At 65.3% G+C, this 11,775-nt stretch carries 10 protein-coding genes; 3 read left to right on the top strand and 7 right to left on the bottom strand.

Annotated elements, in window-relative coordinates:
- Positions 1-130 precede the first annotated feature (130 nt).
- Together AAGI46_11735 and thrS are read right to left on the bottom strand one after the other, a co-directional pair.
- Positions 131-520: a hypothetical protein gene (locus tag AAGI46_11735; protein ID MEM1012876.1), complete on the bottom strand. Its 390-nt coding sequence runs from the start codon at positions 518-520 to the stop codon at positions 131-133.
- Between the two features lie 98 nt (positions 521-618).
- A complete protein-coding gene (gene thrS, locus AAGI46_11730; GenBank protein MEM1012875.1) occupies positions 619-2,706 on the bottom strand; it encodes a threonine--tRNA ligase in 2,088 nt (695 codons plus the stop codon).
- Positions 2,707-2,845: 139 nt separating this feature from the next.
- Here thrS and AAGI46_11725 point away from each other — a divergent pair, with 139 nt between their 5' ends.
- Positions 2,846-3,184, top strand: coding sequence for a hypothetical protein (locus tag AAGI46_11725; protein MEM1012874.1), 339 nt, complete (start codon positions 2,846-2,848; stop codon positions 3,182-3,184).
- Between the two features lie 351 nt (positions 3,185-3,535).
- Here the strand turns inward: AAGI46_11725 and AAGI46_11720 are convergent, their stop codons facing one another.
- From AAGI46_11720 to AAGI46_11710, 3 genes are all read right to left on the bottom strand, one after another.
- Complete coding sequence (locus AAGI46_11720) at positions 3,536-3,979, bottom strand: hypothetical protein (protein MEM1012873.1); 444 nt, start codon at positions 3,977-3,979, stop codon at positions 3,536-3,538.
- Between the two features lie 249 nt (positions 3,980-4,228).
- Complete coding sequence (locus tag AAGI46_11715; GenBank protein MEM1012872.1) at positions 4,229-5,767, bottom strand: substrate-binding domain-containing protein; 1,539 nt, start codon at positions 5,765-5,767, stop codon at positions 4,229-4,231.
- Positions 5,768-5,789: 22 nt separating this feature from the next.
- Positions 5,790-6,026 carry a hypothetical protein gene (locus AAGI46_11710; GenBank protein MEM1012871.1) on the bottom strand — a complete coding sequence of 79 codons (237 nt, stop codon included), beginning with the start codon at positions 6,024-6,026 and terminating at the stop codon, positions 5,790-5,792.
- A 24-nt stretch (positions 6,027-6,050) separates the two neighbouring features.
- Here AAGI46_11710 and AAGI46_11705 point away from each other — a divergent pair, with 24 nt between their 5' ends.
- Positions 6,051-7,550, top strand: coding sequence for an AAA family ATPase (locus tag AAGI46_11705; GenBank protein ID MEM1012870.1), 1,500 nt, complete (start codon positions 6,051-6,053; stop codon positions 7,548-7,550).
- A 6-nt stretch (positions 7,551-7,556) separates the two neighbouring features.
- On the opposite strand, the gene AAGI46_11700 is transcribed toward AAGI46_11705, so the two are convergent.
- Positions 7,557-8,297: a DUF4328 domain-containing protein gene (locus AAGI46_11700; protein MEM1012869.1), complete on the bottom strand. Its 741-nt coding sequence runs from the start codon at positions 8,295-8,297 to the stop codon at positions 7,557-7,559.
- 307 nt (positions 8,298-8,604) lie between these two features.
- Here AAGI46_11700 and msrA point away from each other — a divergent pair, with 307 nt between their 5' ends.
- Positions 8,605-9,276, top strand: coding sequence for a peptide-methionine (S)-S-oxide reductase MsrA (msrA, locus tag AAGI46_11695; GenBank protein ID MEM1012868.1), 672 nt, complete (start codon positions 8,605-8,607; stop codon positions 9,274-9,276).
- An 88-nt stretch (positions 9,277-9,364) separates the two neighbouring features.
- On the opposite strand, the gene gyrA is transcribed toward msrA, so the two are convergent.
- Positions 9,365-11,775 (bottom strand): DNA gyrase subunit A (gene gyrA, locus AAGI46_11690; GenBank protein ID MEM1012867.1); only part of this gene is annotated, 2,411 nt, incomplete at its 5' end.

Here is an 11,775-nt window from a genome sequence, read left to right as displayed (position 1 = left end):
TGCTCATGGTCAGCAACTTTCCCCAGACGCAGCAGGAAGCCGAGGCCGCCGGGGCGGTTGAGGGCTTCGGCAAGAATGACATCAGCAGCGGCAAGGCGAGCGAGCGAATCAAGGCCGCGCTCGGTCGCGGTCACGCCGCTTCGAGCGCGGCCTTGATTCGCTCGCTCGCTTTGCCGCTGCTGATGTCGTTCTTGCCGAAGCCCTCAACCGCCCCGGCGGCCTCGGCTTCCTGCTGCGTCTGGGGAAAGTTGCTGACCATGAGCACCTTCAGCCCGGGATTCGCGGCCTTGGTCTGCTTGAGCAAAGCGACGCCGTCCGAGTCGTCGAAGCCGCTTTCGAGGACGCGGTTGAACAGCAGCAGATCGCTGCCGTTCTCCAGCACGTCGGCCAACTGCTGGTTCGTGTCGGCCATCGTGACCGTCGCCCCCGGCGCTGCCGAGGAGACGGCCATCCGCAGGAACGAGCTGTCTGGCCCGCAGTGCCCGACCAGCGTGACGACCGGCGTCTTGGTGTCGCTCATGCCCAAGCCTAGTCGGTCGCGAGCAGGCGACGCTTGGTGCCACTGCATCGTTGCAGTGGTTTGAACCGAGCACTGCACCGATGCAGTGGCACCGATTCTCATGCAGAAGCCTGATCGGCCGTGAGCAGGCGACGCTCGTCGCGCTCTGCAACCAGCCGAGTGACGGCCTCGTCGAGCGGGACGACGCCCAGGTCGCCCGCGGTGCGGCCGCGCAAGCTGACAGTGCCAGCCTCGGCCTCCTTGCCACCGCAGACGAGCATGTATGGCACTTTTTCCGTCGTGGCGGTGCGGATCTTCGCACCGACCTTGTCGGCGGCGTCATCGACCGATGTCCGCAGACCGGCGGCTCGTAGAGCTGCGGCTACGTGGTTTGCGTAGTCGTTGAACTTGTCGCTGATCGGGAGCACGCGGACCTGCTCGGGGGCGAGCCAGAGCGGGAACGCTCCGGCGAAGTGCTCGATGAGCACGCCGACAAAACGCTCCATGCTGCCGAACGGGGCGCGGTGGATCATGACCGGCCGGTGGTCGCTGTTGTCGCTGCCGACGTAGCTGAGGTCGAACCGCTGTGGCAACTGATAGTCAACCTGGACGGTGCCGAGCTGCCACTCACGACCGAGGACGTCCTTGACGACGAAGTCGATCTTCGGCCCGTAGAAAGCGGCTTCACCGGCTTCGGACGCGTAGGCCACGCCGAGCGACTCGGCCGCGTCCGTGCATGCCTTTTCTGCCCGGTCCCACTGGGCGGGGTCGCCGACGTACTTGCTCGAGTCGGGGTCGCGCAAACCGACGCGGACGCGGTACTCGCTCAGGCCAAGCTGTTCGAGCACGACCTTCACAAGCTCAAGGCAGCCCTGAATCTCGGCGGCGAGCTGTTCCTCGGTGCAGAAGATATGGGCGTCATCCTGCGTGAAGCCGCGCACGCGCGTCATCCCGCCGAGCTCGCCGGATTGTTCCCAGCGGTAGACGGTGCCGAACTCGGCAATGCGGACGGGCAGGTCGCGGTAGCTGTGCGGCTCGCTCGCGTAAAGCCGGACGTGGGCCGGGCAGTTCATCGGCTTGAGCAGATAGCCGTCGACCTCGCCCTTCGTGAGCATGTCAGCGAGGTCGGCGCACGTCTTGCCCTCCTTGCCGAGCTTCTCGATCGTGTCATAGTCGACCAAAGGCGGGAACTGCGAGTCGGCGTAGTACGGGTAGTGACCGCTGGTGCGGAAGAGGTCGAGCTTGCCGATGTGCGGCGTGACGACCTGGCTGTAGCCCTGGCGAGTCAGGTGTTCGGTGATGAACGCCTGCAGCTCGTTGCGGATGATCGTGCCCTTGGGCTTCCAGAGGACAAGGCCCTGGCCGACCTCGTTGTCGATCGTGTAGAGGCCGAGCTGCGGGCCGAGGACGCGGTGGTCTCGCTTGCGTGCCTCGGCGAGGGCTTCCATATGAGCGTCGAGGTCGCCCTGCGTGTAGAAGGCGGTGCCGTAAATGCGTTGGAACCGGTCGGAGTTGACGTCACCGTGCCAATGCGACGAGGCGGTCGAGGTGACCTTGATCGCGCCAATGCGTCCGGTGCTCGGCACGTGCGGGCCCATGCAGAGGTCTTCCCAGTTCTCGTCTTTCTGGCCGGTGACGTACCAACTCAGCGTGTCAGCCCCCTTCTCGATCGCGCGGTCGGCGTTGTCGAGCTTGTACTTGTTGCCCTCGGCCTCCAGCCGCTTGCGGCCTTCGCTGGTCGGCAGGTCGTACCGCGAAAACGGGCGATTTTCCCTAACAATCGACGCCATTTCCGCCTCGATCTTGCCGAAGTCGTCGGAACTGATCGGCGGGTCGATGGCGATGTCGTAGTAAAAGCCGGTCTCCAGCGGTGGGCCGTAGGCGAGGACGGCGTCGGGGCGGATGCGCTGAATCGCCTCGGCCATCACGTGGGCGGTCGAGTGACGCAGCAGGTAGAGCGCGTCCTTCTCGTGCTGCTCGTCGCGCCACTTGCTGCGGTCCTTCTTGTCGACACGCGGTGCCGTGACGAGCGCGACCTCGTGCTCGCCGTCGGGCAGTGGACGATGTGCGTCGACCAACTCACCATCGACCCGCGCACCGACGGCAGCCTCGGCGAGCTTTTCGCCGATCGTTTTGGCCAAGTCGTACGGCGTGGCACCGTCAGGCAGGTCGCGGCGAGAACCGTCGGGCAGGATCGCGGTGGGCATGGTCGGTGAAGCAGAAGCAGCCGCCCGGGCGTCGGGCGGCTTCGTCAAAGGTGAACGAGGAGCGGCCCGCGGCTATCGCGGCGTGGTGGTGGTCGTCGTGTCGGTCGTCGCACGGGCCAAGGTGGTGCAACCATAGAACATGCCGCTGCCGACGCCAATCGCAGGGGCCATCACGCGTGGATTCGTCGCGGCGAACGTTATCGAGGCGGTGCTTTGGGTGGTCGTCGCGGGCATCGTGCTGGCGAAGTGGCATCACGTGCCGGCAGCGACCGTGCTCGTTTTCTTTGGACTCAGCGACCTTGTCGAGACGCGGACCGGCGCTTGGTGGCGGCCATGGTGGCTGTTTGCGTGGAAGGCCGCGTGCGTGATCGCGTTGGTCGCGTTGGTCCTGCAGGCATGGCGCATGAAAAAGGCCGGTGCCCCTGAGGAGGAGAGGGCACCGGCCGCGGAGGAGGACCGAAAAGCCGGCACGGGTTGAGGAGGAGGATTCCCGTGCCGGCTGCGGAGGAGGACTGATCAGTCCGAGTTCGAAAAGCCGACGCCAGCGGAGGAGGAGTACTGGCGTCGGCTGCGGAGGAGGTTTAAAAGGCCGACACCGGAGGAGGAGGAATCCGATGTCGGCCGCGGAGGAGGCTTGTGCAAGCCGGTGTTTCGAAAGCCGGCACGGGTGGAGGAGGAAGTCCCGTGCCGGCTGCGGAGGAGGTTCGAATCAGGGTGGCCCCCCGGCCAGTCCTGAAAGTCTCTCGCCCTCGCCCCGTTCTGTGCTCCGCGTGTTTGTGTGCTCCGCGTGTTGTCTCCGCTGAAGGTCCTTGCGTTCTCCTAAAAGGGGTTATGGCATCTCGTGCCCATCGGCCGCCGAGGCGACGAAGCCGATGGCGGTGAGGGCGAAGGTCATGGCTGCGGCGACGCACATCAGCGGTGCCGTCAGGTCGTGCGTGCCCGAGAGCGTCACGTTGCCCTGCCGAAGCAGAAACAGCCCGACTAGAAAGGCCAGCGGCAGCAAGAGCCACCGAATCGCGACGCGAGCCCGGCCATGGCGGAACGCGTCGTACGACGCATCCGCACGCTGGACACCAGCCCAAATGCCTTTGGCGACACGACGCCCCGGCAACGCGACGCGTGCCAGTGGTCGAAGGATGGGATTGCTGACGATCTGTTCCATTGCGGTGTGGTGACGGTTGCTCGTGAAGGCGAGGGACTTGCGTGCCGACGCGTGGTCTTCGAATGCTGATGTGGCAGCGAGCTGCTGCCAAGTTGGGCATCGAGCGGTCACGCGGGGTTGTCATGAGAAGCCCGTGCCACAACGCACCGGGCGAACTCGAAATTTCCATTTTTATCCCCAAACCGCATTTTGAGCACGTGAGAGACGATTCAATCTCTGCGATGGCGGGAGGGAAAACCTCCGGCGGCAGAAGGCCGCTCTCGCGATGCACACGAGAGCAGCAACTCGCCGCTTATTCGTGCAGCACCGATTTCGGCCGCCTCACGCCCACGAAATGCGAACAGAAACCGCACTCGAAGCTCAGGAGCCCTCGGCCGCGTTTCGAAGCTCGCGGTAGTGCTCGCGAAAGCGCTCAGCCATCCGGCTCGACTGCTGAGCCATGAACCAAGCTTCCTCGCCGTCCGCTAGCTCATTCTTCTGGCTTCGGACCGCCATGACGTCGGCGCGGGTCACTGGCATCTGCCGTAGCTGGGCGAACAAAGCGTCGCGACGATCGGCGTCCTCCACCGCGAGGATCGCCCGGTACGCCTCATCCAGCTGGGTGCCCGCGTCGATCCATGCCGCTCGCCACAACGCTCGCGTCTCAGAAAAGCCTCTCATCCACGCGCTTCGCTGGTTGAAGCCACCCGCCTCCTCGAACGGGTTGACGTCGTCACTCCAGTCCGTCCGATCGGCAAAGACATCCCGACGGATCGGCGTCCGGCGCAGGGCGCGATTGCTCGGCCCCGCCTCGGTGCCCGGCTCCTTCTGCCACAGGAGCTGACCTTCGACGGTCAGCAGGAACTCGACGAAACGCGTCGCGTGCAGCAAGTCGTCGCCGTTGGTGCCGTAGCAGACGGCGACGGGATCGGGCGTGATCGCGGTGGCAGCCGGTGGAGCGACGTAAGTGATCCGATCCCGCCCCACCGTTTCTTCTTCGACTCGCGCGTAGAAGTCGATCGCCGTCCCGGCGGCGGCGTTGGCGTGGCTGACGTCGGTCGGCACACCGTTCGCGCTGTCGGTGAAGTACCGCGAGTTGGCCGCGATGAGCAGCAGATCGCCCATGCCCTTCATCCAGCCTTCGTCGATGGCCTGGTCGTAGCCAGGCGACTCTTCGGTGTTGCCTGCGGCGAAAAAGGCTTCCTCGGCGTCGGCCATCGCACGCTGGACGATCATCATGTACGAGACGGCCGCGCTGCCGCTCTTGCTCGGGTCAGCCAGGACGATGCGGTCGAAGAGTTCGGGCCGAGTGAGGTCAGCCCAGGTCGTTGGCGACTCCAGGCCGAGGTTGGCGTAGTAGCCAGGGCTGTAGACGATGCCGAAGCTGCTGAGGCAGACGCCCACCCAGTGCATGCCGTCCTCATCGTCCTGGTCGTACAGCCGCACGCCCGCCAGCTTCGGCGCTGGAAAGGCCTCCGCCATCAGGTCGCTCGGCAACTCGATCGCCTGCAACGCTCCGGCCTGGCCCTCCAGCTCGACATTGAACACAAAGTCACCACCGCCCCAGACGATGTGGTACGGCACGCCCTCCATCTCTCCAATCGGTGGAAGCTCGCCGTCGTTGTCTTCACGGACCTTGCCGTAGAACGTGGCCAGGGCTTTGACGATGTCGTTGGTGCCACCGATGGTGCGATAGTCGAGTCGGACGTCGTAGCCGAACCGATTGCGATGCCAGCGAGAAAACGCGCGGGCGTACTCGCTTTTGATGTCCGAATTGTGCGGTGTGAGCACGACGAGCCGGGCAGCATCTTCCGTCGCCTCGACGGTCTCGGGTGCTTCGTCAGTCGACAAGGCCGCCCGGAGCGCGAACGGGAGCAGCAGGACCGCGACGAACAGGATCGGGAAGAGATACCGGCTCACGGCCGACATGCTAGCGGACGACTCAGCCGACTCGCTCGGGCTCGTCGACGATCTCCTTCAGCCTTGTCACGGCCTGTGGCTCGAAGAATGTCTTGGAACCGGTGCGGTCCATGTGTACCCCGCGATTGTTTCGCACCATCACCGACTCCGGGTGGTCAACGATTACGTAGCCACCGTCCTCGAAAAACATGAGGAATGGCTGGAACGGCTGGCGGGCTCGAAGGTCTCGGAATTCAGAGTCAAACACTTTCGGGTCCATGCTTCTCCAGTATAACAGAGCGCCATGCCTCTGACGAACCGTGACGAGCTCCTCAAGCTGCTCCAGGCTCGACACGCCGCGGTCGCGATCACGACCGCGGAGGAGCGATACGCCCTCTCCGTCGTCCGCGAGGCGGCCATGCAGTCGCGGCAGAGTCTCTTCGTCTGGGACTGCGTCAACGGCCTGCGGGACGGGCTCGTCAAGGACGGCCTCGGCTTCGACGAGACCAGAGAGCCCGGCGGCGCACTGGCCTGGGTGGAGCGACACGCCAGGCCCGACACGATCTTCTGCTTTGTCGACTTGGCTGAACACCTCGAGAAGGACCCGGCCAACCGTCGCCTTTTTCGGGATGTCGCCTACAAGCTGGGCGATCAGGGCGACACGCTCATCCTTCTCGGATACGACGAGCCACCGGGCTTCACGCAGGATCTGGTCACGCAGCTCGATCTGGCGTTTCCCGATGAGCAGGAACTTGAGGACCTGGTCAAAGAGACCGTCCGGCACCACCATCGCAATGTCCAGCCGCTGCGAACAGACATCACCGGCAGCGACCTCCGGGGCATCGTCGCCAACCTTCGCGGACTGACGCGCGACCAGGCACGGCAGGCCGTCGTCGATGCGATCGCGTCGGACCAGAAGCTCGACGCGGACGACGTGGACAACGTCCTCAAGCACAAGAAGCGCTCCCTCGCGGCCGGTGGCTTGCTGGAGTTCGTCGAGGCACCGACCGACCTCGACGACCTCGGCGGCCTGAGCCGGCTCAAGCACTGGCTGCAGCTCCGACGTGATGCCGACGCACAGAAGGCCCGCGACTTCGGCATTGAGGCAGCGCGTGGCCTGTTGCTGCTCGGTGTGCAGGGTGCTGGCAAGAGCCTGGCGAGCAAGGCCGTCGCGACGGCGTGGCGAAGGCCGCTCTTGAGACTCGACGTCGGCAGCCTCTACGACCGGTTCATCGGCGAAAGCGAGAAGCGGCTGCGCGGCGCGCTCCGGCAGGCGGAGATGATGTCGCCGTGCATTCTGTGGATCGACGAGATCGAGAAAGCGTTCGCAGGTGCTGCCGCCCAGAGCAACGACGGCGGGCTGTCACGTCGCATGTTCGGCAGCCTGCTCACCTGGATGCAGGAACACCGCGAGCCGGTGTTTCTGATCGCGACGGCCAACGACGTCTCCGCCCTGCCGCCGGAGCTGCTGCGCAAGGGCCGCTTCGACGAGATATTCTTCGTCGACCTGCCGGGCGAGGAGGCACGCCATCGCATCTTCGAAATTCACCTGAAGCGTCGGAAGCGAAAGTCCGACGACTTCGACCTCGACCGCCTCGTCGCCGCCAGCGACGGCTACAGCGGTGCCGAGATCGAGCAGGCGATCGTCTCCGCCCTCTACCGCGCCTTCGACGCCGGCGGCGACATCACGACCGACACCGTCGAACGTGCCCTGCAGGAGAGCCCGCCTCTGTCAGTCACCCGCCGCGAGCAAATCCAGGAGCTCCGCCACTGGGCGCAGGACCGCTGCGTCCCGGCGGATTGATGCACGTCAACGTTGCAGTGGCGGACCATGCATCGGCTGCTCTGTCTGGAGAGCAGCGACAAACTTTCGAAGGAGCAGAAGAAAGACAATCCACAGCCCGCTCGACACGATGTCGAGCAGCGTCACCATGTGGCCCACCGGCGTGATCTCGAATGGTCGATTCGGATCTTGTGGCGATGCAAAACCCAAGAGAAACGAAGCGAGAGAGATCGCAAACGACAGCCAGAAGAACAGGTGCACCCGAGTTGGCAGCCCATCAACGGCCTCAGCCGTACCCCGGCCGGCGGCTTGCCAGAGGTCCTGCAGGACGCGCCCGACCATGACGAGATTGGCGAACGGAATGAACCACCAGCCGACACCCCAGCCGGGCGTGAAATGCGTCGTTCTTCCAGCGATCCGCACGTTCCAGGCAGCGCGATACTGCCACATGAAGTAGTAGACGTAGGCCAGCACGACGACCAAGAGGTAAGCCAAACCGATGCACATGAAGGCCACGCCGATAGCAATCATGCCGGAGATGGGTTGCCCGCCGTCCGTGAACATCTCTTCGACATCAAAACCTGCCAGAAGGGCAACAAGGAGAAGCACGCTTCCAGCAATGAACACCAAATCGAAGATCACGTGAGCCAGGATCAAACCCCGAGCCGCGCTCGCGCGGCCCGAGTTGTCAGCGATCGGCAGCGTGTTGACGCCGGCGTAACCGAGTTGCTGTGACAGCTCGCCGATCGACCGACGGTCGGGCTCCACCACCTCGGCTTCAAGAACCCCATCTTCGTTTCGCTCGTCAGGCGGCTGGCTCATAGCAAGGAGTGTCGGAGCTTCGAGACCCAACGCAAGCTGCACTTCGCGACGGAATCGCTCCGGGAGCGGGTTCCGGTAGCCGCGGGCTTACAGCCCGCGGTTCGACTGGTTGAGAGCGAGCCAACGATCGGGAAGAAACCGCGGGCAGTATGCCCGCGGCTGAGACGGTTGCTCACGGTTCAATGGTGGGGTCGGTGGGTTGTCTCCAAAAGCCGCGATGCGACTTTCGCCGGTGCGGGCAATGATTGTCGCTATGAGCAGCCGTCTTTTCGTCGTCGCCGTTGGAGCTGTCGTCGCTCTCGGAGCCATCACGTTGACCCGTGCCGCCGCTGCGCCCGTCGTCGTGCCGCCGGAGCCGACGGACAAGATCGCCCCGGCGGCCGGGCAGGATTCGGCTCAGATCGTGCTGGCGGGCGGGTGCTTCTGGTGCACGGAGCTGGGCATGGAGGCCGTCGTCGGTGTGACGGACGTCGTCTCCGGCTACGCGGGCGGTGAGGCAATGGCCGCCAAGTACGACCTCGTCGCGGCCGGGCGGACCGATCATGCGGAGGTCATCCGCGTCACGTACGACCCGAGCCAGATCACGCTGGGCGAAGTCTTCCGGGCGTTCTTCCTCATCCACGACCCGACGCAGCTCAACCGCCAGGGGCCGGACGTCGGCAAGCAATATCGCTCGGCCATCTTTTACGCCGACGACGCCCAGAAGCAGGCGGCCGAGGCGTACCTGACGCAGCTTCGCGAGTCGGGCCTGTACGGCGATCCGGTCGTGACGACGCTGGAGCCGCTGACGCAGTTCCACGACGCCGAGGACTACCACCAGGACTTTGTCGCCAAGAACCCTACCAACGGGTATGTCGTGCGTTACGCGCTGCCGAAGGTCGAGAAGCTCAAGAAGCACCTGCCCGAGCTCGCGGCTAGCGAGTGATCCATTCCGTCATCCCGAGCGCAGCCGAGGGACCTCGTCTGGTTCCGCGCGATCGTTCGGGCGAGGTCCTTCGACTCGCTGTGCTCGCTCAGGATGACGGGGTGTCGTCGGTCGCGGGCGCGTCGTCAGCAGCGGAGGCCTCGTCAGCTGGTGGCGTCTCGGCGGACTCGGGCGCGTCGTCGCCGTTGACGCTGGGAACTTTGGCCATGGCGACGAGCTTGTCGCCGGTGTCGAGGCGGACGAGGCGGACGCCGGCTGCGTTGCGGCCGGTCTGGCGGATCTCGCCGACACGCTGGCGATTGACGATGCCCTTCTCGGTGACGAGCACGATGTCGTCGTCCTCGCTGACGGCCAGCATGCCGACGACCGTGCCGTTGCGCGGCCCGGTGTCGATGTTGATCACGCCCTGCCCTGCCCGGCCCTTGATCGGGTAGTCGGCCTGGGGCGTCCGCTTGCCGAAGCCGCGCTGCGTGGCGGTAAGGACCTGGCACTGCTCCAAGTCGCTGGCGGCGAGGATGAGCAGGCTGACGACCTCGTCGCCCGAGTGCTTGAACTTGATGCCCGTCACGCCGCCCGCCGGTCGGCCCATGGCGCGGACCTTGTCTTCGTCGAAGCGGATGGCCTGGCCGTTGCGGGTGGCGAGCATGACGGTGTCGCCGTCGCCCGTGAGTTCGACGCCGATCAGTTCGTCGCCGTCGGACAGGCCGATGGCGATGATGCCGTTGGTGCGGATGTTCGCAAAGGCCGACAAGGCCGTCTTCTTGACGGTGCCCTGCTTGGTCGCGAAGACGAGGAAGCTCTCGGCCTTTTCGAGGTCTTCGAGCGCGAGGACCTGAGCGACCTTCTCGCCTTCCTGGAAGTCGAGCAGCTGCGCGACCGATCGCCCACCGCTGGTTCGCGTGCCTTCGGGAATGTCGAAGACGCGTTGCGAATAGACGCGGCCGGTGTTGGTGAAAAAGAGCAGGTGGTCGTGCGTGTTGCCGACGAACAGGTGCTCGATGAAGTCGTCGTCGCGGTTGGTCGTGCCCTTGATGCCCCGGCCGCCGCGGCCCTGGGCGCGGTAGGTATCCAGCGGCAGGCGCTTGACGTAGCCGGCGTGGCTGAGGGTGACGACGACGTCTTCGGGCGTGATGAGCGCTTCCTTCGACGCGGCCGAGTAGGCGGTCGGGTCGATGTAGGTGCGGCGGGCGTTGCCGTACTTCTCCTTCAGCTCGATCGTGTCCTCGCGGATGATGTCGAGCACGGCCCGGTCGTCTGCGAGGATGCGCTGGTAGTCCTCGATCTCCTCGACGACCTCGCGGTACTCGCGGGTCAGCTTCTCGATCTCCAGGCCGACGAGCTGGATGAGCTGGAGTCGACCAATGGCCTCGGCCTGGACGCGGCTGAGGCGAGCCCCGCCGTCTTCGTTCGCACGATCGATGAGCGTCTGCGGAATCTGCGGCGCGTACGGATGGTCGGCCGGAATCTGGAACCGGCGGGCACGCAGCTTCTCGATGGCCTCTTCGCGCGTCGTGCTGCTGCGGATGAGCTTCACGACCTCGTCGATGTCGCAGACGGCGTAGATCTCGCCTTCGAGCAGGTGAGCCTTCTGGAGCGCCTTCTTGAGCAGGTGCCGCGTGCGACGCGTGACGACCTCGACGCGGTGGTCGACGAACTCGTCGATGAGCTGGCGAAGCCCGAGCGTCCGCGGCCGCCTGCCGACGATGGCGATGTTGATCATCGAGACCGTCACCTGCGCTGGCGTGTACTGGAAGAGCTGGTTGACCACGACATCCGGCTCGGCGCCCTTCTTGAGGTCGATGACGATCCGGCAGTCGTGCTTGCGGCCCGACTCGTCGTTGACGGCCGAGATGTCCTCCATCCGACCGGCCTTGGCGGCTTCGGCGACGGCGGTGACGATCGACTTGCGGATCACGCCGTACGGCAGGTCGTCGATGACCACGCTGTGCCGGCCCTTGTGTTCCTCGACGTGGTGCCGGCTGCGGAGCGTGAGCTTGCCGCGACCGGTCGTGTACCCCTCGACGATGCCGTCGGTCCCCATGACGATGCCGCCGGTGGGGAAGTCCGGGCCGGGCACGATCTTGAGGAGCTCGGCCGTGGTGGTCTCGGGGCGATCGATGACCTGGACGATGGCGTCGCAGACCTCGCCCAAATTGTGCGGCAGGAGGTTGCACGCCATGCCGACGGCGATGCCGGTCGAGCCGTTGACGAGCAGGTTCGGGAACTTGCCCGGCAGGACGGTGGGCTCGTCCTTGCCGGGACGCTCGTCGTAGTTGGGCTGGAAGTCGACGGTGTCGAGGTTGATATCGGCCAGCATCTCCGCAGCGACGGCGGTCATGCGGGCTTCCGTGTATCGCATGGCCGCGGGCGGGTCGCCGTCGGTGGAGCCGAAGTTGCCCTGCGGATCGACCAGCGGATGCCGCATCGACCAGCCCTGGCCCATGCGGACGAGCGTCGGGTAGATGACGGTGTCGCCGTGCGGGTGGTAGTCGCCACTGG

Source organism: Planctomycetota bacterium (genome assembly GCA_038746835.1).
Classification (GTDB): Bacteria; Planctomycetota; Phycisphaerae; order Tepidisphaerales; family Tepidisphaeraceae; genus JBCDKH01.
This window is presented reverse-complemented; position numbering and strand designations above follow the sequence as displayed.